A 23251-nucleotide genomic window follows, 5' to 3' on the forward strand; every position below is an offset into this window, starting at 1 on the left:
TCAGCGCGGTCATCGAGATGCTGCGCGAAGGCTGAAACTCAGCGCGCCGAGCGTGAACTCAGGGCGGAAAATCGCACGAAAAGCCGCCGTCAGTTCACGTTCGGCGGAGAGACCAGAGCGTGCCCCTCAGAAGTCGCCCGCGTCGCGGCGCAGCGTCTCGATCGATGAAACCAGCGCCCGCGCTTCGCTTTCCGACATCCCGATGTCGGCGAACACCTGCTCGTTGAGCGTCACCGTGGCGTCCTCGACCGTCGAGCGACCCAGGTCGGTGATCTGCACCAGCGTGGTGCGCCCGTCGGTGGGGTGCGGCACCCGCTTCACCAGCCCGTCGGCCTCCAGCCGGCGGATCGCGTGGGTCACGCTGGTGACGTGCACCTGCAAGCGGTCGGAGGCCTTGGTGATCGGCAGCGCGCCGGTCCGGCTGAACGCCAGCAGCCGCAGCAGCTCATAGCGGGAGAAGCTCAAGTCGTAAGGGCGCAACGCCGTCTCGACGCGGGCCAGCAGGATCTGGTGCGCGCGCATCACCGACGTCACCGCGACCATGCCCTGCGCCACGTCGGCCCAACCGGAGCGTTCCCAGTTGGCGCGTGCCGCGTCGATCGGGTCACGCTTGTTGGAGGCAGCCACGCCCCTTCATACCGCACTTGGCGCGCGAGCGTGGCCTTTCCCCAGCGCGGACAGCACCGCCATGGTCGACGCCCTGTTGCCCACGGTGATCCGCGCGCCGCCGTCCGGGTAGCACCGCACCCGTGGGCCGCCGCCGGCGAAAACCTCATGCCACGGCCCACCCCTCGGGGGCAGGTACATGAAGTTCGCGTGCGCGTCGGTGGTGTAGATCCCCAGCGCACTCATGCGCATGCGCAGGTAGCAGCGTTCGGCGTTGATCAGCCGGACCCGCTGCAGCAGTTGGTCTTCCGCCGCGTACGACGCGGCGACCGCGACCAGGCTGGTGATCGCGGCGCCGAACGGCAGCTGATCTGACCACAGCGCCCGGGCCAGCTCCGGCGACGCCACCCCGTAACCGATCCGCAGCCCCGCCAGGCCGTAGGCCTTGGAGAAGGTCCGCACCACCACCACATTCGGGAACCGAGTGATCAACGCCGACACGGCGATGCGGTGCTCGGGCGCGGTGAACTCGATGTACGCCTCGTCGAGCAGCACGACGGCGTCGCGGGGCACGCGGCGCAAGAACGCCGCGACGGCGTCGGCGGACTCCAGCGTGCCGGTGGGGTTGTGCGGGCGGCACAGCACCACCACCCGGGCATCGGCGGCGGCGCGGGCCAGCCCGTCGAGGTCGTTGTGGCCGTGCTCGTCCAGGGGTACCGTCCGCGTCGTCAGCCGCGCCATCCGCGCCAGGATCGGGTATCCGTCGAACGTCGGTGTCGACATCACCATCGTGTCGCCCGCAACGGTCAGCGACTGCAGGGCCTGCAACGCGACGCCCGTCGCGCCCGCGCCCGGCACCACCGCGTCGGCGGGCACCCCGATGTGGTCGGCGATCAGCGCGCGCAGCCGCTCGGGCAGGAACTCCGGATAGCGGTGCGCCGTCTGCACGGAACGCATCAGCGCCGAGCGGACCTCGGGCAGCGGGGGGAACGGATTCTCGTTGAGCGACAAGGCGAACGGATCCATCGCCTCCGGGAGCGCGTCGCGGAGGTCACCGTCCCACGGGACCGGTGCGGGCTGCATCAGCCTCGCCCGCCCCAGCGCACCGCCGCCGCACCGGCGAAATCGCCGGCGTGCGCGAAGGCGGCCATCATCACGACGTCGCCGGCCCGGACCTGACCGTCGGTGATCGCGCGGTCGAAGTTGATCGGGATCCCCGCGCCGAACAGGTTGCCACACTCGTCGAACGTGTCGCGGTGTCTCGACTCGGGCAGCTCGAGCGCCTCGCGCCAGTTGCGCAGGAACACCCGGTTCGGCTGGTTGGTGACCAGCAAATCGATGTCCTTGGCGGGCAGGCCGATTCGGTCGCAGACCGCCAGCGCCACCTCGGGAACCTGCCGGTTGCCGCGGGCCAACACCTTGGTGATCTTGCTTTCGGTGAAGCCGATGCTGCCCTCGCCGGACCCGGCCTGCCACCACTTGCGGGGCGGGTCGTACGACAGCGTCATCTCACCGGCGTACTCGCCGTAGGTGCGGCACTCGACGTCGAGGATCGGCGACTGATCGCCGAGGGTGACCAGCCCCACCGCCGCGCCGTCCCCGGGCACCGCGGACTGCGCCTTGCGCCGGATGGTCGGCTGGTCGAAGAACTGGCCGGCCGCGTTCTGCGCGATGGCGATCAGCGCGGTGTGTCCGCTGCCGGACTCCAGCAGCTTGCGAGCCACGTTGAGCGCCAACACGAATGCCGCGCAGCCGCCGTTGTTGAGGTCCAGCACCCAGGACGGCCGCATGCCCAGCCGGTTTGCGATGCCGCCGCCCTGGCCGTAGAAGGCCATGTCCGGCACCTGGGTGTGGGTGATCAGCACGTCGGCACCCTCGACCACGTCGTGGCCGTGCCGCTCGATCAGGCCCTGCGCCGCGCGTTCGATCATGTCGATGGAGCTCTCGTCGGGCGCGACGTGGTGCCGAAACTTCGGGGCGCGGAACATAACGTTGTCGCGCAGGTCGTCGGATTCGGCGAACTGCGCGTAGTACTCGGCGCCGATCGGTTCGCCGGGCAGATACGTGGAAACGTCGATCAGGCTGACGCTCATGGTTTCCTCACCCCATCCATTTCGGCGTCACCGGCAGGCCGTTGCGGTGCCGGTATTCGGCGATCGCCTTCAGGTTCTGCAGCTCCAGCGCATGCCCGGCGCCGAACATGTCCCAGAAGTCGCCGACCCACACCGGGCGTTGCGCCGGCGCGGTCTCCGGATAGGGGTTGTGGTCGTAGAACGGGTGATGGCAATTGGTCCACAGCACAACCGATCCCGGCTTGTCCAGCACGACCTGCGCGTCGACGACGCGCATCAGGTAGATCATCCACAGGTGCTTGCCCTGGTCCCACGCGCAGTGGTAATCGACGGTCCGCGCCTCGGGGTTGGCGACGGTGCGCGTGTAGATCTCGGTCTCCGAACCGAGCCGGTCGTGGGCCAGCCACAGGCCCGGTGAGTCAGTGGGGGTGAAACCGCGCAGGCTGTAGGTCCACTCCTCCAGGCTGCGGGTGTCGGCCATGTACTCGTACAGCTCGTCGGGCGGACAATCGACGTAATCGTTGACCGTGCAGTACTGGCCGAAGACCTGGTCGTGCGGGTACACCGACCGCATCATCTCCATGATGATCGGGGTCGCCTTCTCCCGTGGACTGGTTTCGATGCGGACCACCCCGTCGAGGGGGATGGGGATATCCTCAAGCGCTGGCAACGACATCGTCCCGGTTCTCCTTTGCGGTCGAAACCTGTTCTGCGAGAGCCGCGTTGCTCGGCAGCGCGGCGAGAAATGGAGCGAACGGCGGGATTTCGTCGGCGGCGCACTCGACGCTGACCACCGCCGGGCCCTCGACGTCCAGCGCCACCCGAAGCGCCGCGGCGAATTGGGCGGGTTCGCTGACGTCGACCGATGTCAGCCCCGGGAACATGGCCGCCAGGCCCGCGCCCAGCGCGCTCGGCCGGAACCGGTTGTAGCTGTACCGGTCCTGGTAGAACAGCTGCTCGCGGGTCACGCACATGGCGTGGGCGTTGTTGTTGAACAAGACGAACGTCATCGGAAGGCGGTATTGCACGGCCGTGTGCACCTCCATGCCGTGCATGAAGAACGCGCCGTCCCCGGCGATCACGACGGTGCGGCCGCCGGGCCGGCCGCCGTTGGCCCGCCCGAACGCCATCCCGATACCCGCGCCGAAGCTGTAACCCATGCCGCCCATGCCGAGCGCGGCCACGAACCGGCCGCCGCGCCGCGCGGGCAGGTAGTGGATGGCGGCGGCGCCGGTGTTGCCGGCGTCGACCACGATGTCGGCGCCGTCGGGCAGGGCGCGGTCCAGGACCCCCATGGCGTCGCGGTACCGCACGCCCGGCCCGGGGCAGGCCGGGGGCGTCAGCTCCGTGCGGCGCACCACGTCCGGCACGCGCAGGCCGTTCGGGCGGCCGTGACCGCGCAGGGCCTGGGTCAGCAGGCGCAGCGAGCCGCGCAGGTCGTCGGTGTGCACGTGGACACAGCTCGGGTACGGCCGCGCCGAGCCGATCGACACCGTTCGCACGGCCGCCAGCGCGTCGTCCAGGCCGCCGCGCGCGGTGACCGCGAGCCGGGTGCCGACGATAAGGCACACGGAGCTGGCGGCCACCGCTTCGGCCACGCTCGGATGGCCCATCACGCCGGTCACCCCGAGCGCCGACGACGACCCGAAGCCCGGCGTGCCGGCGACGTCCTTGGCGTCGGGCACGGTGGCCACCCGCGCGCGCAGCACCGCGCGCAGCTGCTCGAGCTCGGCCCGCGCGTCGTCGCGGGCCACCTGCTCGCCGGCGATGATCGTTACCTGACCGGTCGCACGGCGCAGTTCCTGCGCGATGGGATGCGGGTTGCCGATCGGCGCGCCGAAGCTCCCCGCATGCCCGTCGGGGCCGTCGGCGGCGATGCCCGCCTGCTGAATGTCCTTGGGCAGCAACAACACCGCCGGGCCGCCCGTGTGCGCGGCGGCGACGGCCCGGGGCAACGCGGACACGATGTCGGCCGGTGCGAGCACCCGCTCGCACGACACCGACACCGCCGAGAACAACGCGCGGGCGTCCAGCGAACCGTTGCGGCCGCTGGTGTCCTGGAAGCTGCCCCGACCGTCCATCGTGGTGGCGGGCTGGCCGACCAGGGCCAGCACCGGGACCCGGCTGGCGAACGACTCCCCCAGCGCGGCGATCAGGTTCAGCGCTCCGCCACCCGAGGTCGCCGCCACCACGCCGAGCCCGGCGCCGCTGCGGCTGTAGCCGTCGGCCATGGTGGCCGCCGAGAACTCGTGCTTGGCCAGCACCGCGGTGACCTCGGGGCGGAAGTGCGCCGCGTCGTACAGGTCTTCGATGTTGGCGCCATCGACACCGAAGACGTGATCCACCCCGAGTGCGGCGAGGTGTCCGACTATGTGGTCGACCACCCGGTACTTGCCGAACATGCCTTCAGACACGAGCCGGGCCCGCGATCGGTTCACCCCGGCGGGTTGAACCGTTTGCCGGCGGCCCTCGTGGTGTCTAAATGGCCATCGAACTGCGCAACGTGGTTCGCCAGTACCGCGTCGGCGGTCAGACGGTCCGCGCGCTCGACGGGATCAGCCTGCGGCTCGACGGCGGTCAGTTCGTGTCGGTCGTCGGCCCCTCCGGGGCGGGCAAGAGCACGTTGCTGCACCTGCTCGGCGCGCTGGACAGCCCCGATTCCGGCTCGATCACCTTCGACGGCGAGGAGATCGGGCGCCTGGGCGACGAGCAGCAGTCGGCGTTCCGCCACCACCGGGTGGGTTTCATCTTCCAGTTCTTCAACCTGCTGCCGACGCTTTCGGCCTGGGAGAACGTGGCGGTGCCGAAGCTGCTCGACGGCGTCCGGCTGGGCCGCGCCAAAGCGGACGCGGTGCGGTTGCTGGACCGCGTCGGGCTGGGCGACCGGACCGAGCACCGGCCGGCGGAACTGTCCGGTGGTCAGATGCAGCGGGTCGCGGTGGCGCGCGCGTTGATGATGGATCCGCCGCTGATCCTCGCCGACGAGCCCACCGGCAACCTGGACTCGGCGACGGGCGCCTCGATCCTTGCGCTGCTCGCCGAGGTGGCGCACGAGGACGGCCGGGGCCGGCTGGTGGTGATGGTGACCCACAATTCGGACGCCGCCGCTTCGACCGACCGGGTGATCACGTTGCAGGACGGGCGGGTCGGGTCCGACGTACCGGCGGTCCCTGCGTGAGGATCGGTGCGGCGGCGAGCCGACTGCGCGTGTTCAGCCTGCGTGAGCTCGCCGTCCATCGCCGCCGCACGCTCGCGTCGATCGCCGTGATGGCCGTCTCCGCAACGTATCTGGTCGCGATCTTCGGCATCTTCGGGTCCATCACCGGATCGGTCAACCGGCTGGCCGACGGGATCGCCGGCGTGGCCGCGCTGGAGGTGTCGGGCATCACCGACGCCGGGTTCCCCGACGCCGTACTGGCCGACGTGGCCGCGGTCCCCGGCGTCGCGACCGCCGCGCCGATGATCAGGACGTCCGCCGCCACGGCGACGGGGCCGGTGTTGCTGCTCGGCGCGGACGCCAGCACCGCCGCGCTGGGCGGCGCGCTCAAGGACGCGGTCGCTCGCCCGGTGCAGGAGCTGTCCGCCACGCCCAACGGCGTCCAGGTGGGGCCGCGGGTCGGCTACGCGAAGGGCCAGACGCTGCAATTGGGCTCGGGGTCGGTCACCGTCACCGAGGTGCTGGCCGGCAAGCAGTTCGCGGACCTCAACGGCGGGCACTACGTCCTCGCGCCACTTGCGTTGGCACAGAACGTGACCGGCCGCGCCGGTCAACTCGACTCGATACTGATCACCACCAAGCCGGGTGCCGATCTGGGCGCCGTCCGCGCCGCGGTCACCGCCGCGGTGAACGGCCGCGCGCTGGTCGCCGCGCCCAGCGTGCGGGCGGCCCGGGCCGGCGACGGGGTCAGGTTGATGAACTACATGGCGCTGCTGGGTGCCGCCGTCGCGCTGGTGGTCGGCGCGTTTTTGATCTACACCACGATGACGATGGCGATCACCCAGCGCCGGCCGGTCATCTCGATGCTGCGCGCGATCGGCGGCCGGCGCGTCACCATCGTCGGCGACATGCTCGGCGAGGCGGCGATCCTCGGGCTCATCGGCGGGGCCATCGGTTCGGGCATCGGCATCCTCGCGGGCCACCTCGCGATCGGCCGGCTGCCCCCGGCGATGACCCAGGGGCTCGAGGCCCGCGTCGAGTACGGGCTGCCCGGCTACGCCATCCCGATAGCCCTGGCGGCGACGGCGATCACCAGCGTGGTCGCGTCGGCGATGGCGGCGCGGCAGGTGTACAAGGTCGCCCCGATCGAAGCCCTGGCGCCCGTCGGGGCATCGGCGGCGGACGTGGTGCCGCGCTGGCTGCGGGTCGCCGCCGGGGCGGGCGCCGTCGCCGTGGCCGCGGTGTCGATCTGGGTCGTGATCGGCCAGCACGGCACGCTGGCCTTCGCCGCGATGGCCGCGCTGCTCAGCGCCGAGATCGCGCTCGGCTTCGCGCTCACCGCACCCATCGTCGCGGCCACGGCCGCGACGGCTCGCCTGTTCGGATCGTTCGGCGCGCTCGCGGCGGCCACCGTCGAACGCGCGCCGCGGCGCGTGTGGGCCACCGTGATGACGGTGCTGATCGGCGTGGTCACCACCGTGGTGATCACCGGCACCAACGCCGACATGATCCGCTCGGCCCGCGCCCTGTTCGCCCCCGCCGCCGGCGTCGACGTGTGGGTGAGCGCGGATGCCCCCGACAGCTACCCCACCGACGCACTGCCGCAAGGCCTTTCGGATAAGGTGGCCACCCTGCCCGGGGTGGGGCGGGTCACCGAGGGGGCATTCGGGTTCGCCGTCGTCGGCGGAACCCGCGTCCTGCTGGACGGCTTCGCCGACGGAACCCACGATTCGCTGTTCCGCGCGCTCGACGAACGGGTGCGCGCCGACGTGCTCGCCGGCCGCGGCGTGGTGCTCACGCAGAACCTCGGCAGTACCCTGCACGTCCGTGCCGGCGATCGGCTGCAGCTGCAGACGCCGCAGGGTCCACGACAGGCCCAGGTGCTGGCGCTGGTGCCGTTCTTCTCGACCGTGATCGGCACGGTCGGAATGGATCTCGAGCACCTGCGGGCGTGGTTCGATCGCCCGGCGGCGACCACCCTGCAGATCACCGCGGCGCCGGGCGCCGATCCGAGGCGCCTGCTGGCCGAGGTCCGCCGGGCGGTGCCGGCCCCGAACCACGTGTACGACGGCCGCGCCGCGCTGGCGGGGCTGGAAGCGCCGCTGCACCAGAGCATGTTCATCGCCAACGCGGTCTGGGTCATCGTCGTGGCCGTGGCCGGCGTCGCGCTGCTCAACACGCTGACGCTGTCGGTGACCGAGCGCCGCCGCGAGATCGGCGTGCTGCGGGCCATGGGGTCCAGCCGCCGGTTCACCCTGCGGACCGTCCTGGCGGAGGCGGCCGGAATCGGTTTCGTCGGTGGGATTTTGGGGCTGCTGTTCGGCCTGACCGACCAGTGGCTGTTCAGCCTCATCAGCGGGGACATCATGAATTTCCGGGTCGGCTTCCGCCTGAGCCCGATGGCCCTGGCCTTCACCGCGGGGGCGCTGGTGATCTGCCTGCTCGGTTCGGTGCCGCCCGCGCGGCGCGCGGCGCGGCTGAACATCATCGAGGCCGTCAGCGTGGAGTGAGGGTGGCGAACCCCTGCAGATGAGGCTTGCACGGGAACGGGACCGGGGTGCGGCCGATGGTGCGCAGCGCCGTGGTGTCGAACCCGGCCGCGGCGATCGATTCCAGGGTCCGCCGATTCGGCTCGCACCCGGCGGCCACCCACGACCACGGCTTGGCCACCAAGTCCTGGAACCGGCCCGTCGCGCCCTCGCCCCGCACATGCTCGAGGACGACCAGCCTGCCGCCCGGGGTGAGCACCCGGCGGATCTCGGCGAGGGTGGCGGGCACGTCATCGACCGAACACAACACGAGCCCGATGTGCACGGAGTCGAAGCTGTTGTCCGGGAAGGGAATCGACTCGCCCGCGCCCTCGACGATGTCGACGGCGATGCCGTGCCGAGCGGCCAGCCGGGCCGCCATCCGCCGGAACGGCGCCACCGGCTCCACGGCGGCCACCGACGTCACCGCGGCGGGCAGGAACCTCAAATCGGTGCCCGGCCCCAGGCCGAGCATCAGCAGCCGCCCGACGGCGTTGCTGAGCGCCGCCCGGCGGTACCGGTGGTAGAACAGCCGGTCGAAGACCGGCTGGCCGAACCGATACACGTACGGGAACAGCGGATTGCGGCGCGTCACCGGGCGCCCAAATCCATTCGGAACGGCGGATATTCGTCGCGCATCAGGGAGACGTAGACGGCCACCCGGTAGCGCCAGCGCACGATGCCCAGCAGCAGGTCGAACATCCCCGGCGGAATGGTCGCGGTGCACAACAACGACACCGCGGCGATCACGCACAGCAGCTGCAGCAGCGGCTCCATCGACCAGCAGAGCAGTATCTGCGGAATGGCCAGCAGCCACTTCACCAGCACGGCCCAATTGCGCAGCCGCTCCGGATAATCCACCTGCAGGTCGCCGGGATAGTCGGGGCGCGACGCGAGCGTGAACGGCGGATATTGGTCCGTGCTGTTCATCGGGAACCGGAAGTTCATCACCCGCCAGGACCAGCGCAGTACACCGACGTTGAAGTCGAACAGGGGTCGCGGGTACCGCCCGGTGAACAGGATGGCGACGCCGGCGACGACGGTCGACAGCGGAAAGATCAGGTAGAGCCCGATCAGGATCGGGTAGTGCGGGACCGCCAGCACGCACCATTTCACCAGCCAGAGCCAGCGCGAGGGCGAATCGAAATCGCCTCGCACCCGGACGGATTCGTCGTTCATGGGCTGGATCGGCTGGTCGTCGCTGCCCCCATTTCTCGGTCGATCTCTGCGGACATCCTACGATGGCTCGTCCAGCGCAGGAACATCGTCAGCGCGGCGGCCTGCAGCCGGTCGGGGATCAGTGCGGCCGGGCGCAGCACGACCTCCCCGTGCGAGACCGGCAGCGAAGCCACCCGGGACACTGCCATCACCCTGTGCCTGCGGGTCCTCTCGTACCGGCGCAGCGCTTTCGGCACGTCGTCGTTCGTCGCCACGTCGGCGAGCGCCTTGCACAGCACCATGGTGTCCAGCAGCGCCTGGTTGGTCCCCTGCGCCAGGGTGGGCGGCATCGTGTGGGCGGCGTCACCGAGCAGCGTGATCGGGCCCCGGCCCGCCGGCGGTATGGGATGGCGGAAGTGCGGATACGGCGAGTGCGCCAGGTCGTCGTCGGTCAGGGCCGCCAGCACCCGGTCGACGGCGTCGGACCAGCCGGTGAAATGGGACCGGATCTCCTCGATCGGGCGCTGCGGCCGCACGAAGCCGTAGGACCACGGCAGATCGAACCACCACTGCACGTCGGTGCCCCCGGCCGGCCACAGGCCGAGGTTTCCCCGCTCGCCGATGACCATCAGCGCGGTGCCCTTGTCCGGGACCTCCGCGAGCGTGGTCAGCCCCTGCCAGCTGCACCAGCCGGTGGGCCGGGCCTGCCGGCCGCCGACGCGGTCGCGGACCATCGAGTGCAGGCCGTCGGCGCCGATCAGCAGGTCCCCCTCGACCGCGCGGCCGTCGGCGAACTCGACCCGCACGCCGTCGCGGGTGTTCTCGAACGCGATCGCGCGGGAGCCGCATCGGATGCGGTCGGCCGGGAAGCCGTCCAGCAACCGTTCCAGCAGGACCCGGCGCGGCACCATCCGCACGGGCGCGCCCAGCCGGTCCGCCATCACCGACACGTCGAGCGTGGCGAGCGGACGGCCGGTGCGGGTGACGGCCCGCACGGTGGACAGCAGCTGACCGGCCCCGTCCATGTCGACGCCCAGCTGCCGCAGCACCGTGTCGCCGTTGGACCAGATCGTCACCGCGCCGCCGGGCGCCTGCAGCTCGGGTCGACGCTCGTAGACGGTGACGTCATGGCCGTCCCGCAACAATCCGCGGGCGACCGAGATGCCCCCGACCCCGGCGCCCACCACCAGCGCCCGAAGCGGACGCCGGTGGCCAGTCACGTCAGCTCCCGACCCCTACAGCGAACGCTGCAGCAGAACCTGGCCGCTGTCGGCGGCCACCACCTGCACGGCGGCGATCTGGTCGACCGGAGTCGAGATGCTGCCCGCGGGCGTCGCCGTGTGGCCGGGTTCGGCCACCCAGGTCGCCAGCCGGGTCTGGCTGCCGTCGCGGCCCACGACGACCATCGCCAGGGTGTCGTGGTGCGCGTTGAGCGGGGCCAGGCACACGCACCGCAGGTTGATGGACGTCCCCCAGTGCTGGCTGGACAGCTGCACCGTCGACGTCAGCAGGGTGGTGCCCACCTGCGCCATCGGCGCCGAGGAGGCGGCCACCTGCTGCGACGAGGACGACGAATACCCCTGCAGCCCGACGAACACGCCGATCGCGAGCACCACGGCCGCGGCCGACGAGGCCACCCAGGTCACGATGCGCGTGCGCCGCCGGCGCCAGCTCACCTTGGCCAGCAACGACGGCAACAGCTCCGGCGACATCTCCGGTGTGGCCGGCAACCCGGCCTCGTTCATCGCGGCCACCTCGTCCCGGCCCAGCTGGGACAGCAGGGCGGGCACGCCACTGAGGTCCGCGACCGCCTCGCGGCACGCGGGGCAGTGCGCCAGGTGCGCCTCGAATTCGCGCCGCTCGGCGGCCGACAACGAGCCCAAAACGTATGCGGCATCCCACATCACGTACGGATCGGCGGGCGGGCCGAGGCCCCGTAGCGGCGTATTCATCTCATCCATTCCCTCATCACCCTTCAAGCATTTCGGAGCCCCTTAGCGGGTAACTCCAAGTTCCTGCAGAGTGAGCCGCAACGCCCGCACGGCGTAGTGTAATCGCGACTTCACCGTCCCCTCGGCGATGCCGAGGTCTGCAGCAATCTGCGCAGTCGTCCATCCGCGGTAGTAGGACCGGTCGATCACGGCCCGGTGCTCGGCCGACAGCTGCACCATCGCGTCGGCGATCAGCAGCCGGTCCAGCGCCGCGTTCACCTCGTCCGGCGTCGACCGTTCCGGCGCGCCCGCCTCGTCGGTCGAAGCGACGACGTTGCGGAACCGCGCGCTGCGCCGGTCGTCGATGATCATGTTGCGGGCGACCGTGAACAGCCACGCCCGCGCCGAGCGCTCCGTGTCCCCGACGACCTCCGGATGCTGCCAGGCCCGCAGCAACGTCTCCTGCACCACGTCCTCGGACTGGCTCGCGTCCCCGGTCAACCGAAGCGCGTAGCGCCACAAGACCGCCGCGTGCTCGTCGTAGAGCGCCTTCATCAGAGCGGCCTCGGCAGCCCCCGACGCCCTCCGATTGCTTGCCACACGGGCCACTCCATCACCTCCGACTACTGAAACGAGTCGAATGGCGGTTTAGTTCACGCTAAGCCAGCGTCAGGATGCGCGGACCGGCGTCGGTGACCGCCACGGTGTGTTCCCAGTGTGCCGCGCGGGAACCGTCGGAGGTAGTGACCGTCCACTCGTCGTCGAGCACCACGGTCTTGCCCGTGCCGAGGGTCAGCATCGGCTCGATGGCCAGCACCGATCCGGGGGCCAGCAGCGGGCCGCGCCCGGGCGAGCCCTCGTTGGGCAGGAACGGGTCCATGTGCATGTGCCGGCCGATGCCGTGGCCGCCGTAGCCCTCCACGATCCCGAACGCCCGCCCGTGCCGGCCCTCGGCCGCCCGCGTGCCCGCCTCGATGGCGTGCGATACGTCGGTGAGCCGGTTGCCGGGGACCATCGCGGCGATGCCGGCCTCCAGCGATTCCCGGGTGGCGTCGCACAGCGCCGCATCGGCCGCGTCGAGGCTCCCGACGCCGAACGTGACCGCGGCGTCGCCGTGCCAGCCGTCCAGCACCGCCCCGCAGTCGATGGACACCAGGTCGCCCGGAGCCAACACCTCTGCGGCCGACGGGATCCCGTGCACCACCCGCTCGTTGACCGACGCGCAGATCGACGCGGGGTAGCCGTGATAGCCCAGGAACGACGGGACGGCGCCCGCCTCGCGGATCACCGCCTCGGCGATCTCATCGAGGCTCAGGGTCGACACGCCTGCCACCGCCGCCGCCCGCACCGCCTGCAACGCGGCCGCGACCACCGCCCCCGCCGCGGCCATCGCGTCGAGTTCGTCGGCGGTGCGCTGCGGCACGACTTTGCGGCTTCGCAGCCGCGCCAGCGCGCTCACGATTACTTGCCCAGCGCCTGCAGGGCGCGGGCGAACACTTCGTCCATGCCGCCGACGGCGTCGACCGTCCTGAGTTCGTCGCGGTAGTACTCGAGCAGCGGCGCGGTCTCGTCGCGGTAGACCTTCATCCGGTTCAGGATCACGTCGTCGGTGTCGTCGGCGCGGCCCCGCGACTTGAGGCGCTGCAACAACTCCTCCTCCGAGACGCGGAACTCCAGCACGGCGTCGATGTCGGTGCCGCGGCGCCCCAGCATGTCGTGCAGCGCCTTGGCCTGCTCCGTGGACCGCGGATAGCCGTCCAGGATGAAGCCGTTGGCCGCGTCGTCATCGCTGAGGCGGTCGTCGACGAGCTGGTTGGTCAGCTCCGAGGGCACCAGGTCGCCGGCGTCCAGGTAGCGCTTGGCCTCGCACCCGAGTTTGGTTCCGTTCTCGATGTTGCTGCGGAACAGCTCCCCGGTGGAGATGTGCGGAATTCCGAGCTTTTCGGAGAGCTTCTGGGCCTGCGTTCCCTTGCCCGCCCCCGGCGGTCCCAGCAAAACGACTCTCACTTGAGGAACCCTTCATAGTTGCGCTGCATCAGCTGGCTCTCGATTTGCTTGACCGTATCCAAACCGACGCCAATCATGATCAAAACCGCGGTACCGCCGAACGGCAAATTCTGAACCGCTCCGCCATTGCCGATCTGCAAGAACAGGTTGGGCAGCACCGAGATGGCGCCGAGGTAGATCGAGCCCGGCAGGGTGATCCGGCTCAGCACATAGCGCAGGTAGTCGGCGGTGGGCTTGCCCGGTCGAATGCCGGGAATGAAGCCACCGAACTTCTTCATTTCGTCGGCGCGTTCGTCTGGGTTGAACGTGATCGACACATAGAAGTACGTGAAAAAGATGATCAGCCCAAAATAAATGCTGATGTAGATCGGGTCGCTGGGGTCGGACAGGTAACTGCCGACGAACTTGTCCCACCAGCTGTTGCCCACGCCGCCGCTGCCGCTGCGGATCAGCTGCGTGATCAGGTGCGGGATGTAGATCAGCGACGACGCGAAGATGACCGGGATGACGCCGGCCTGGTTGACCTTCAGCGGCAGGTACGTCGACGTTCCGCCGTACATCCGCCGGCCCACCATGCGCTTGGCGTATTGCACCGGGATGCGCCGCTGACCCTGCTCGACGAACACCACGCCGACGATGATCACCAGGGCGGCGACGCAGACGGCGGCGAAGATGGCCCCGCCGCGGCTGTCCAGGATGGTCTTGCCCTCGGACGGGATGCGCGCCGCGATGCCGACGAAGATCAGCAACGACATGCCGTTGCCGATGCCGCGCTCGGTGATCAGCTCACCCATCCACATCACCAGGGCCGCCCCGGCCGTCATCACCATCACGATGACCACCAGGGTGAAGATGCTCTGGTCGGCGATGATGTCCAGCGAGCAGCCCTGCAGCAGCCCGCCGTTGGCCGCCAGGGCCACGATGCTGGTGGCCTGCAGGATGGCCAGCGCGATCGCCAGATAGCGGGTGTACTGCGTCATCTTGGCCTGGCCGGACTGGCCCTCCTTGCGCAGTTCCTCGAACCGCGGGATGACCACGGTTAGCAGCTGCACGATGATGCTGGCCGTGATGTAGGGCATCACCCCGACCGCGAACACCGTCAGTTTCAGCAGCGCACCGCCGGAGAACAGGTTGATCAGCGAATAGATCTGGCCGGCCGCGCCGCCGCTGGCCTCCTTGATGCACTGCTGGACGTTCGGGAAGTTGACACCGGGGGACGGCAGGGCGGCGCCCAGCCGATAGAGAACGACGATGCCCAGCGTGAAGAGGATCTTCCGTCTCAGATCGACTGTCCGCAGCGATGAGATGAAAGCCGAAAGCACTCTTCCTCCTGCGCAGCCGGGGGGTCTCCTGCATTACGCGCCCAACACCCGCAGGCCAGGACGTACGGCCGCCTTATCTATAGCGCGTCAAACCGTGTACGAGACTAACAGCTGATTCGAGTGGGCCCGTCCAGGGCCATCGGCCACCGCCCATTCACGGCCGAGAAAAACACAGGAAGCCGTAAGCCACGGGGCGTAGAGTTCTGGTGGCTCGTTGCATTTGCTAAATAAATAGGAGCACCATGACACGCACTGACCAAGACAGCTGGGACCTGGCGTCCAGCGTCGGTGCCACGGCCACGATGGTCGCCGCGGCGCGTGCGCTGGCCAGCGAGGGTAGCAACCCGATCATCGACGACCCGTTCGCGGCGCCGCTGGTACGGGCGGTCGGCCTGGAATTCTTCCGCCAGCTGGTCGACGGCGAGGTCGTCCCGCCGGGCGGGGAGGACGGGGACCGTGATCTGCAGCTGGAGACCGACTCGATCGCCGTGCGCACCCGCTTCTTCGACGACTTCTTTCTGAACGCCGCCCGCGACGGCATCCGCCAGTCGGTGATCCTCGCGGCCGGCCTCGACGCCCGCGCCTACCGGTTGAGCTGGCCGCCCGGCAGCGTGGTCTACGAGGTGGACCAGCCCAAGGTCGTCGAGTTCAAGAGCGCCGCGATGGCGCAGCTGGGCGCCGCCCCGACCGCGGACCGGCGGACGGTCAGCGTCGATCTGCGCGACGACTGGCCGGAAGCGTTGCGGCGCAGCGGGTTTGACCCCGCGAAACCCACGTCGTGGAGCGCCGAGGGCCTGTTGATGTACCTGCCGCCCGAAGCCCAGGACAAGCTGTTCGACAACATCACCGCGCTCAGCGCGCCGGGCAGCAAGCTGGCCACCGAATTTCACGGCGATTCCGGCCGGACGATGACCGAACGCGCCAAGCAGTTCAACCGGCGCTGGGCGAACATCGGCTGCGACATCGACCTCTCCGGGCTGTTCTTCGACGGCGAGCGCAGCAACGTCGTGGACTACCTGTCGGGCCACGGCTGGCAGGTCACCACCCGCGAGCGGCGGGAGTACTTCGCCGACTACGGGCTGACGTTCCCGCAGGACGAGACGTCGCAGCTGCGCAACATCGTCACCGTCACCGCGACGCTGGGCTAGCTAGCTAGCTCGATGGCGGCGACCCGCCGCGCCCGGCTTCGCCGCGCTTGCGATCGCCGCTAGCTGGGCCTGGCGGCCGGCGCCCGCACCACCATCGGCACGGCGGGGAAGCACCACGCCATCTCGGTGCGCGACTTGCGCAGCGCGGCGGTGCCGTAGCCCTTCTTGCGGTGCTCCGGGTGGATCCAGATGCGCACGTTCACCTCGCCGCCGAGCAGCTCGCCGAACACCATGCCGACCTTCTCGCCGGAATCGACGGCCACGAACCAGGCGGCCTCCTCGTCGTCGAGGCGCCCGAGCGCCGCGCTGATCTCGTCGTCGAGGTTGCCCGCCGGCCCGCCCGACCCGTCGCCGGCGGCGCCCATGTCCTCGGTGCGGGCGGCAAAGATGTCGCGATCCTTGTCGGCGGAGAAGGGCCGCAGCTCGAGCGTCTCCCCGGAGCTGGCCGGGCGCTCGCCGAGGGTGAAGCTGAGCTGTTTGTTCAGGTCCTCGAGTTCGGCCAGGATCTTGCGGCGCGAGTCGACCGTGAGCTGAGCGAACGACATCCCCATCACCGCTTCGGCGGCCAGGTGGGAGGTGTCGAGCAGCCGGACGATCGCCTCGACCGCGGCCGCGTTGTTCTCGGACTCGACCACGACGTCGGCGATTTCATGCCGCCGTTCAAGGGCTTTCAACAAGGCATCGGCGATCTCGCGGCGGGCGGCTTTGCGGTCCTGGTCGGTCATTGCACCAGCCTAGAACGCCGCCCCGGGGAGCGCGCTACATCGGCGGTTTCCCAGTTCCAGGAACCGCTGGTAGCGATCCTCGCTCGGGGCGGCCCAGGCGGGGTCGGGTTCGACTACGCGCTCGGTGCGGGCCCAGCGGGCGGCGTCGGCGATCGAGGTTTCCAGGCCGGCCGCCATGCGCGCCAGGAACGCCGCGCCCAGCGCCGCCCCTTCCGGCACGGCGGACACCTCGACCGGCCGCCCGGTGGCGTCGGCGATGGCCCGCATCCACGGCGCGACGCGGGTTCCGCCGCCGGTGGCGACGATGCGCGCCGCCGGCGCCCCGCTCAGCTCGATGAGCTGGCGGACCACGAAGCCGGACGCCTCGTAGGCGGCCCGCCGCAGCGCGGCGGCGTCGTGGGTGAGGTCCAGGGCGTCGAGCATGGCCCGGCGATCCGGGTCGTGGAACGGGGTGCGTTCGCCGCGGATGTACGGCGACCACACCGGCACGCGCCCGGGCTGCGCGGCGGCCGGATCGCCGGGCGCGACGACGCGGTCCACCCAGCCGAGAAACAGCCCGCCGGCGTTGCTGGCCCCGCCGATCTGGCTCTTCCCCGCTGCCGTGTGGGGGATCGTCCACAGGCCGGGGACCTGCCGGGGCTCCGAGATGGTGGTCCACACGATCAAGGTGGTGCCGCACAGCACCAGCACGTCGCCGACGCGGTCGGCACCGGCCACGATCTGTTCGCACAGCGCGTCGATCGCGCCGATCGCCAGCGCCGCGCCGGTGCCGTGCACCTGCCCCACGGCGGCGCCCATGCTTTCCACCCGCGGCATCTGCTCGGGCCTCGCGCCGCGTTCGGCGCACGCCTCGGCATTCCAGCCGGTCCCCTCGAACAGCGGATACACGGTGGCGGCGGTGGCGAAGTCGATCACCGCCTCGCCCGCCAGCGCGTGGTTGGCCACCGCCGGTGCCGGCCAGTACCCGGCCGCGCCCGGCGCCTGGGCCGCGGTCCAGCGCAGGAATTCCGCGGCCTCCCCCAGCGCCGGCAGCGGCTGCGCCTCCTGTTGTGCCGTCCGGCCCCGTTCGTCGCCGTACAGCAGCCCCGGTGTGGTCGGCACCCCCGCGGCGTCGACGGCCGTCAGCGACGGCACCATCGCGGAGACCGCCACCGCCCTGGCGTCCGGGCGGTCCAGCCGCGCGAGGGCGGCCAACGGCCCCCGCCGCCACGCCTGGTCGGCGTCGTGCTCGAGCCGGTTCGACGCCGGCACCCGCAATTCGTGCGGGATCCGCGCCCGCGCCGTCACCCGGCCGTCGGCGTCCGCGGCGACCGCCTTGACCGCGGTGCTGCCGACGTCGATGCCGATTGTGACGCCATCACGTGACACGGGCGTCACCGTACGCCAGCATTGGGGTTCGTGACGTCAAGACCGCGCGCCCTGGTGACGGCCCCGCTGCGTGGGCCGGGGTTCGCCAAGCTGTCCGAGCTGGCCGACGTCGTCTACGACCCCTGGATCGAGCAGGCCCCGCTGCGGATCTACGGCGCCGAACAGCTGGCCGAGCGCATCGTGGCGGAGTCCGCCGATGTGGTTGTGGTGGAAGGTGACTCGGTGAGCGGGCCGGTGTTCGACCTGAACCTGCGCGCGATCGCGTCCACCCGCGGGGACCCGAACAACGTCGACATCGAAGGCGCCACCGCCGCCGGCATCCCGGTGCTGAACACCCCCGGCCGCAACGCCGACGCGGTCGCCGAGATGACGGTGGCGCTGCTGCTCGCGGCCACCCGTCAGCTGCTGCCCGCCGACTCGGATGTCCGCGGCGGCAACATCTTTCGCGACGGCAGCATCCCCTATCAGCGGTTCCGCGGCTGGGAGATCGCCGGGCTCACCGCCGGCCTGGTGGGCCTGGGTGCGGTCGGCCGCGCCACCGCCTGGCGGCTGTCCGGGCTGGGGCTGCGGCTCATCGCCCACGACCCCTACAACGACGACGCCCGGCACGGCCTGGACGAGCTGCTGGACGAGGCCGACGTCGTCTCCATGCACGCCCCCGTCACCGACGACACCGCCGGCATGATCGGCGCCGAGCAGTTCGCCGCCATGCGCGACGGCGTGGTCTTCCTGAACACCGCCCGCGCCCAGCTGCACGACACCGACGCGCTGGTCGACGCGCTGCGCAGCGGCAAGGTGGCCGCCGCCGGCCTGGACCACTTCGTCGGCGAATGGCTGTCCCCGGACCACCCGCTGGCCGGGATGCCCAACGTGGTGCTGACGCCCCACATCGGCGGCGCCACGTGGAACACTGAGGCTCGGCAGGCGCAGATGGTGGCCGACGACCTGGAGGCGCTGTTGGCCGGCGGGACGCCCACCCACATCGTCAACCCGGAGGTGCTACGGCCATGAAATCGGTAGCCGACCCCGAGACCGCGGTGCTGGACGCGGCCAAGGACATGCTGCGCCGGGGGCTCGTCGAGGGAACCGCGGGCAACATCTCCGCGCGGCGCTCCGACGGCAACGTCGTCATCACGCCGTCGTCGGTCGACTATCGCGACATGCAACTCGACGACCTCGTCCTGATCGACCCGGACGGCGCCGTACTCCATGCCGCGGACGGCCGCGCGCCGTCGTCGGAGATGCAGCTGCACCTGGCCTGCTACCGCGCGTTCGACGACATCGGCAGCGTCATCCACAGCCATCCGGTGTGGGCGACCATGTTCGCCATTGCGCACCAATCGATTCCGGCCTGCATCGACGAGTTCGCGGTGTACTGCGGCGGGGACGTCCGGTGCACCGACTACGCCGCGTCCGGCACGCCCGACGTCGGCGCCAACGCCGTCAAGGCGCTCGACGGCCGAGGTGCCGCGCTGATCGCCAACCACGGCCTGGTCGCCGTGGGGCCCCGACCGGACAAGGTGCTGCACATCACCGCGCTGGTCGAACGCACCGCCCAAATCGTCTGGGGCGCAAAGGCACTCGGCGGTCCCGTGCCCATCCCGGAGGACGTGAACCGCAACTTCGCCAGCGTCTACGGCTACCTGCGCAGCAACGCCTGATGCGCCCGGTCCGGTTCGGCCACGCGACCGTTTCGCGGGTGGCCGAACTCCAATTCGACTTGGGTGCACAATTTTTCCCGCACACGCCGCCGTCGGGCTGGCGGGACAACGCCGACCTGCTGGAGCCCGACTTCTTCGACCCCTCGACCGACCAGTGGCACATCGCGGTCCAAAGCTGGGTCATCGAGGTGGACGGGCTGACCGTCGTCGTGGACACCGGGGTCGGCAACGACCGCGACCGCCCCCACATGCCGCCCCTGGACCACCTGAACACCGGGTTCCTGGCCGCGCTGGAGGCCGCGGGCGTCGACCGCACCGCCGTGGACGTGGTGGTCAACACCCACATCCACTCCGACCATGTCGGGTGGAACACCCTGCGCGAGAACGACGCGTGGGTCCCGACCTTCCCCAACGCGCGATACCTGGTGCCGGCCGCCGACTACCGCCACTTCTGCCCCGATGGGCCCGCCGGCCAAGACCCCGGTGACCAGCTGGTGTTCGCCGACAGCGTCGCGCCCGTCGACGCGGCGGGCCAGCTCGTCCAGTGGTCGGACGAACACCAGATCAGCCGGTCGCTGCGGCTGCGGGCCGCCCCCGGGCACACGCCCGGCTCCTCGGTGCTGTGGCTGGACGCGGGCCGGCCGGCGGCCTTCGTCGGCGACCTGACCCACAGCCCGCTGCAACTGCGTCGACCGGGCGACGCGTGCGCCTTCGACGTCGACGCGCCGGCCGCGGCCGTGACCCGCCGCCGGATCTTCACCGAAGCCGTCCAGACCAAGGCCGCCGTGATACCCGCGCACTATCCCGGCCACGGCGGCGCCACGATCCGCGCCGTCGACGATCAGTTCGACATCGACCGATGGCTGGACTTCGAATCCCTCTGAGCCTGAGCCTGCCGAGGTTACGGTGTGGGCATGGCGCCCTACCGAGTAGTCCAATGGTCGACCGGCAACATCGGCAGCAGGGCGCTCGGCGTGCTGCTTGACCGCGACGACTTCGAGGTGGTGGGCGTGCACGCCTTCGGCCCGGACAAGGTGGGCCGCGACGCGGGCCTGCTAGCCGGCCGCGCCCCGGCCGGGGTGGCCGCGACCGACGACGCCGACGCGCTGATCGAGCTTCGGCCGGATTGCGTGAACTACATGCCCCGGGTCATCGACTACGAGCTGGTGCTCAGGATGCTGCGCGCCGGCATCAACGTCGTCACGACGGGCGATTTCCTGACCGGCACCCATCACCCGGTCGAGCTCCCGGCGCTGCAGGCGGCGGCGCGGGAGGGCGGCGCGACCTTTTTGGGCACCGGGTTCGAGCCGGGCTTCATCAACGTCGTCGCCGGCTTCCTCACCGGCGCGTGCCGCGAGGTCGACCACGTCAAGCTCGTCGAAACCCTGGACTGCACAACCTATCCCGTGTGGGACGTGTGGAAGGTGCTCGGCTTCGGCAAAACCCCCCGCGAGCCGGTGACGCAAATCGACCCGGCGACACAACGATTCGGGTTGGGTTACTTCGAGACGCTGGACATGATCGCCGCCATGCTGGGCGTCGAACTCGACTTCAAGGACGCGTTCGTAGAGCCCGCGGTGTTGACCCGCGACCTGCACCTGGGCTGGGTGGACTTCGCGGCCGGCACCATCGGTGGCCAGCGCCGCACGTATCGCGGCCACCGCGGCGGCCGCCCCGTGGTCGAGCTGGCCATCTGCTGGACGATGAGCGACGACGCGCTCGACCCGCAGTGGCCCGACCCCAAGGGCTTCAGCGTGGTGATCGAAGGCCGGCCACACGTCGACGCCACGATCCGGTTCGGCAAACCGGGCGAGGACGTGATGACGGTGTTGATGGACAGCACCGCCGTCGCGGCCGTCAACGCCATACCGTTCCTGTGCGACGCGCGGCCGGGTGTCATCACCCCGATCGACTTGCCCATCTCCGGTTCCAAAGGGGCACTAACGGTTTGAACCGCGCCATTCGCGCGGCGTGATGCCGTGCGTGCGGCCGAACAGCCGGCTGAAATAGCCGGGATCGCCGATGCCGACCCGCCTGGCCACCTCCCCGACCGGGAGCTCCGTCTGGGTCAGCAGCTCGCGGGCGGCCGCCATCCGTCGCTCGGCGATCCACTCCCCGACCGTCCGCCCGGTGCGGCGCCGCACGACCGTGGTCAGGTGCCCGGGCGTCATTCCGAGTTCGTCGGCCACGTCGCGTAGCGACAGCGGCTCCGCGTGCCGCCGGTCGATCACCTCGAACACCCCGGCCAGCAGCGGTTCGGCGCTGCGGCGCAACTCGGCCACCGCCGGGCCCGCCAGCCGCGCGAGGTCGATCAGCAACAGCGTCAGGTGCGCCAGGACCGCCTGACGATAACCGTCCTGGCCGCCGGCCAGCTCGGCCTCGATCGACGCGATGGCGTTGTCCCACAAGGGCCGTCGGTTGTCGGGCAACTCGAGCCGCAGCACGCCGCCCGCGTGCCCGTGCAGGAACGGGAACAACAGCGGATGCGCCCGCCACGTCGGCCACGCCGACGCCGCGTCCTCGCCCAAGGCGGCGGGATCGAAGAACACCGCGACGCCGTCGTCGAGATGGAAGTCCTGCGCGGGGTCGAGCACCGCGCCCGCCGCCAGCACGTGCACCGCCCCGTCCGCGGGCACGTACCAGAGCGCCGGAAAGTCGTGGATGTGCCGGCCGCGTTCCCCGAGACCGGGCCCCGCTCGCAGCAGCGCCACCGGGGGCGTGCCCGGGTCCGCCCGGTATTCGTAGACGGGCACGCCGCCGCGCTGGCTTACCATCCGCGCTAGCCGTGCCATATCCCCGAAGATAGTCCCATTAGTTCCGACAATCGACCAATTCTTCTGCGATGCAGGCGTTCACCATGGGAATTGTGACGAAACATCATCCACATGACTACCTGCCCGCCGCGGGCCACGACGCGCTGCTGCCCACCTACGACCTGATGTCCCGCCTGCTGGGCATGAAGAAGGTCCAACGGGCCCTGATCGCGCAGGCCGAGATCACCGACGGTCAGCGCGTGCTGGAAATCGGCTGCGGGACGGGCATTCTCACCATTCGCACCAAACGGTCTCATCCCACGGCCGAGGTGATCGGCTGCGACCCCGACCCGCGGGCGCTCGAGCGGGCGCGGCGAAAGACGAGCGAAGTCCGTTTCGACAGTGCTTACGCCGAACGGCTCCCGTACGCCGACGGCGAATTCGACCGCGTGCTGTCGTCGATGATGCTGCACCACATCGGCGAGGACGCGAAAAGCACCGCCGCGGCGGAGGTTTTCCGGGTCCTGCGCCCCGGCGGCAGCCTGCACCTGGTGGACATCGGCGGCGAGCCGGCCGCCGAGCACGGCCTGGCGGCGCGGCTCATCAGGCGCAATCACCACGCGGCGGGCAACCTCGGCGACGCGATCCCCCGGCTGCTGCGCGGGGCGGGTGGCGCGGTAGTAGTTCAGCCGCCCGAGGACCCGGTGCCGCATCGATGCCACCTCCGTGCACTCGAACCCCGCCCCGCGCAGCAGCCGGGGGATCGCGTCGCCGAGGTTGCCCGCCGCGTGGTGATTGCGCCTGATGAGCCGCCG

General features: G+C 70.6%; 23 protein-coding genes and 1 pseudogene. 8 read left to right on the top strand and 16 right to left on the bottom strand.

What is annotated here, in order from left to right:
- Positions 1-126: 126 nt before the first annotated feature.
- The 5 genes and pseudogenes from A5702_RS00735 to A5702_RS00755 form a co-directional block, all read right to left on the bottom strand.
- Positions 127-627, bottom strand: coding sequence for a MarR family transcriptional regulator (locus A5702_RS00735; protein ID WP_055405659.1), 501 nt, complete (start codon positions 625-627; stop codon positions 127-129).
- Positions 531-1689, bottom strand: a pseudogene (locus A5702_RS00740) (histidinol-phosphate transaminase). The gene A5702_RS00735 and the pseudogene A5702_RS00740 overlap by 97 nt, the downstream one beginning before the upstream one ends.
- A complete protein-coding gene (locus A5702_RS00745; RefSeq protein ID WP_068217402.1) occupies positions 1689-2699 on the bottom strand; it encodes a 3-oxoacyl-ACP synthase III family protein in 1011 nt (336 codons plus the stop codon). The pseudogene A5702_RS00740 and the gene A5702_RS00745 overlap by 1 nt, the downstream one beginning before the upstream one ends.
- Positions 2700-2706: 7 nt before the next feature.
- A complete protein-coding gene (locus A5702_RS00750; protein WP_068217404.1) occupies positions 2707-3354 on the bottom strand; it encodes a hypothetical protein in 648 nt (215 codons plus the stop codon).
- Positions 3335-5080: a thiamine pyrophosphate-binding protein gene (locus A5702_RS00755; RefSeq protein WP_068217408.1), complete on the bottom strand. Its 1746-nt coding sequence runs from the start codon at positions 5078-5080 to the stop codon at positions 3335-3337. The genes A5702_RS00750 and A5702_RS00755 overlap by 20 nt, the downstream gene beginning before the upstream one ends.
- A gap of 80 nt (positions 5081-5160) precedes the next feature.
- Between A5702_RS00755 and A5702_RS00760 the strand changes: the two genes are divergently transcribed.
- Together A5702_RS00760 and A5702_RS00765 are read left to right on the top strand one after the other, a co-directional pair.
- On the top strand, positions 5161-5856 hold the full coding sequence (locus A5702_RS00760) for an ABC transporter ATP-binding protein (protein WP_055405228.1): 696 nt from the start codon (positions 5161-5163) through the stop codon (positions 5854-5856).
- Positions 5857-5945: 89 nt separating this feature from the next.
- Entirely contained in the window at positions 5946-8345 is a 2400-nt protein-coding gene (locus A5702_RS00765; RefSeq protein WP_231964949.1) for an ABC transporter permease, read from the top strand.
- Here A5702_RS00765 and A5702_RS00770 read toward each other — a convergent pair.
- The 8 genes from A5702_RS00770 to secY are packed head-to-tail and all read right to left on the bottom strand — an operon-like array spanning position 8332 to position 14781.
- Complete coding sequence (locus A5702_RS00770) at positions 8332-8958, bottom strand: class I SAM-dependent methyltransferase (protein WP_055405230.1); 627 nt, start codon at positions 8956-8958, stop codon at positions 8332-8334. The genes A5702_RS00765 and A5702_RS00770 overlap by 14 nt on opposite strands.
- Positions 8955-9521 carry a DUF4389 domain-containing protein gene (locus A5702_RS00775; RefSeq protein ID WP_055405237.1) on the bottom strand — a complete coding sequence of 189 codons (567 nt, stop codon included), beginning with the start codon at positions 9519-9521 and terminating at the stop codon, positions 8955-8957. The genes A5702_RS00770 and A5702_RS00775 overlap by 4 nt, the downstream gene beginning before the upstream one ends.
- A gap of 17 nt (positions 9522-9538) precedes the next feature.
- The gene (locus A5702_RS00780) at positions 9539-10741 is read right to left on the bottom strand and encodes an NAD(P)/FAD-dependent oxidoreductase (protein ID WP_068217414.1); all 1203 of its coding nucleotides are present in this window, start codon (positions 10739-10741) and stop codon (positions 9539-9541) included.
- A 15-nt stretch (positions 10742-10756) separates the two neighbouring features.
- Positions 10757-11473: an anti-sigma factor gene (locus A5702_RS00785; RefSeq protein ID WP_156349710.1), complete on the bottom strand. Its 717-nt coding sequence runs from the start codon at positions 11471-11473 to the stop codon at positions 10757-10759.
- 42 nt (positions 11474-11515) lie between these two features.
- On the bottom strand, positions 11516-12061 hold the full coding sequence (locus A5702_RS00790; protein WP_082459985.1) for a sigma-70 family RNA polymerase sigma factor: 546 nt from the start codon (positions 12059-12061) through the stop codon (positions 11516-11518).
- Positions 12062-12110: 49 nt separating this feature from the next.
- Positions 12111-12911: a type I methionyl aminopeptidase gene (gene map, locus A5702_RS00795; RefSeq protein ID WP_068217417.1), complete on the bottom strand. Its 801-nt coding sequence runs from the start codon at positions 12909-12911 to the stop codon at positions 12111-12113.
- A gap of 2 nt (positions 12912-12913) precedes the next feature.
- Positions 12914-13459 carry an adenylate kinase gene (locus A5702_RS00800; protein ID WP_067820114.1) on the bottom strand — a complete coding sequence of 182 codons (546 nt, stop codon included), beginning with the start codon at positions 13457-13459 and terminating at the stop codon, positions 12914-12916.
- Positions 13456-14781 (bottom strand): preprotein translocase subunit SecY, encoded by a 1326-nt coding sequence (gene secY / locus A5702_RS00805; protein WP_055405236.1) that lies wholly within the window; start codon positions 14779-14781, stop codon positions 13456-13458. The genes A5702_RS00800 and secY overlap by 4 nt, the downstream gene beginning before the upstream one ends.
- A gap of 242 nt (positions 14782-15023) precedes the next feature.
- Between secY and A5702_RS00810 the strand changes: the two genes are divergently transcribed.
- Positions 15024-15929, top strand: a complete 906-nt coding sequence (locus A5702_RS00810) for a class I SAM-dependent methyltransferase (protein ID WP_068217420.1) — start codon at positions 15024-15026, stop codon at positions 15927-15929.
- A gap of 59 nt (positions 15930-15988) precedes the next feature.
- Here the strand turns inward: A5702_RS00810 and A5702_RS00815 are convergent, their stop codons facing one another.
- Both A5702_RS00815 and A5702_RS00820 read right to left on the bottom strand, forming a co-directional pair.
- The gene (locus A5702_RS00815; protein ID WP_055401813.1) at positions 15989-16654 is read right to left on the bottom strand and encodes a GNAT family N-acetyltransferase; all 666 of its coding nucleotides are present in this window, start codon (positions 16652-16654) and stop codon (positions 15989-15991) included.
- 9 nt (positions 16655-16663) lie between these two features.
- Entirely contained in the window at positions 16664-18022 is a 1359-nt protein-coding gene (locus tag A5702_RS00820; protein ID WP_068217431.1) for an FGGY-family carbohydrate kinase, read from the bottom strand.
- 30 nt (positions 18023-18052) lie between these two features.
- Here A5702_RS00820 and A5702_RS00825 point away from each other — a divergent pair, with 30 nt between their 5' ends.
- Genes A5702_RS00825 through A5702_RS00840 form a run of 4 tightly spaced genes read left to right on the top strand, consistent with a single transcriptional unit; the run spans position 18053 to position 21635 of the window.
- On the top strand, positions 18053-19033 hold the full coding sequence (locus A5702_RS00825) for an NAD(P)-dependent oxidoreductase (protein WP_068217434.1): 981 nt from the start codon (positions 18053-18055) through the stop codon (positions 19031-19033).
- Positions 19030-19683, top strand: a complete 654-nt coding sequence (locus A5702_RS00830) for an L-fuculose-phosphate aldolase (protein WP_055401815.1) — start codon at positions 19030-19032, stop codon at positions 19681-19683. The genes A5702_RS00825 and A5702_RS00830 overlap by 4 nt, the downstream gene beginning before the upstream one ends.
- Entirely contained in the window at positions 19683-20567 is an 885-nt protein-coding gene (locus A5702_RS00835; RefSeq protein WP_068217423.1) for an MBL fold metallo-hydrolase, read from the top strand. The genes A5702_RS00830 and A5702_RS00835 overlap by 1 nt, the downstream gene beginning before the upstream one ends.
- Before the next feature lie 30 nt (positions 20568-20597).
- Positions 20598-21635, top strand: coding sequence for a dihydrodipicolinate reductase (locus tag A5702_RS00840; RefSeq protein WP_068217437.1), 1038 nt, complete (start codon positions 20598-20600; stop codon positions 21633-21635).
- On the opposite strand, the gene A5702_RS00845 is transcribed toward A5702_RS00840, so the two are convergent.
- Positions 21624-22475, bottom strand: coding sequence for a helix-turn-helix transcriptional regulator (locus tag A5702_RS00845; protein WP_068217427.1), 852 nt, complete (start codon positions 22473-22475; stop codon positions 21624-21626). The genes A5702_RS00840 and A5702_RS00845 overlap by 12 nt on opposite strands.
- Before the next feature lie 74 nt (positions 22476-22549).
- Between A5702_RS00845 and A5702_RS00850 the strand changes: the two genes are divergently transcribed.
- Positions 22550-23251: class I SAM-dependent methyltransferase (locus tag A5702_RS00850; protein ID WP_231964948.1), on the top strand; the 702-nt coding region annotated here is incomplete at its 3' end.

Origin of the sequence: Mycobacterium sp. E3339, from assembly GCF_001666915.1 — a bacterium.
GTDB lineage: Bacteria > Actinomycetota > Actinomycetes > Mycobacteriales > Mycobacteriaceae > Mycobacterium.

Excerpts from the sequence above, each read along its gene's own strand:
- A5702_RS00745 (WP_068217402.1), bottom strand. The coding sequence starts at position 2,699 with ATGAGCGTCAGCCTGATCGACGTTTCCACGTATCTGCCCGGCGAACCG.
- A5702_RS00750 (WP_068217404.1), bottom strand. The coding sequence starts at position 3,354 with ATGTCGTTGCCAGCGCTTGAGGATATCCCCATCCCCCTCGACGGGGTG.
- A5702_RS00755 (WP_068217408.1), bottom strand. The coding sequence starts at position 5,080 with ATGTTCGGCAAGTACCGGGTGGTCGACCACATAGTCGGACACCTCGCC.
- A5702_RS00760 (WP_055405228.1), top strand. The coding sequence starts at position 5,161 with ATGGCCATCGAACTGCGCAACGTGGTTCGCCAGTACCGCGTCGGCGGT.
- A5702_RS00765 (WP_231964949.1), top strand. The coding sequence starts at position 5,946 with ATGGCCGTCTCCGCAACGTATCTGGTCGCGATCTTCGGCATCTTCGGG.
- A5702_RS00785 (WP_156349710.1), bottom strand. The coding sequence starts at position 11,473 with ATGAATACGCCGCTACGGGGCCTCGGCCCGCCCGCCGATCCGTACGTG.
- A5702_RS00810 (WP_068217420.1), top strand. The coding sequence starts at position 15,024 with ATGACACGCACTGACCAAGACAGCTGGGACCTGGCGTCCAGCGTCGGT.
- A5702_RS00815 (WP_055401813.1), bottom strand. The coding sequence starts at position 16,654 with ATGACCGACCAGGACCGCAAAGCCGCCCGCCGCGAGATCGCCGATGCC.
- A5702_RS00830 (WP_055401815.1), top strand. The coding sequence starts at position 19,030 with ATGAAATCGGTAGCCGACCCCGAGACCGCGGTGCTGGACGCGGCCAAG.
- A5702_RS00835 (WP_068217423.1), top strand. The coding sequence starts at position 19,683 with ATGCGCCCGGTCCGGTTCGGCCACGCGACCGTTTCGCGGGTGGCCGAA.
- A5702_RS00840 (WP_068217437.1), top strand. The coding sequence starts at position 20,598 with ATGGCGCCCTACCGAGTAGTCCAATGGTCGACCGGCAACATCGGCAGC.
- A5702_RS00845 (WP_068217427.1), bottom strand. The coding sequence starts at position 22,475 with ATGGCACGGCTAGCGCGGATGGTAAGCCAGCGCGGCGGCGTGCCCGTC.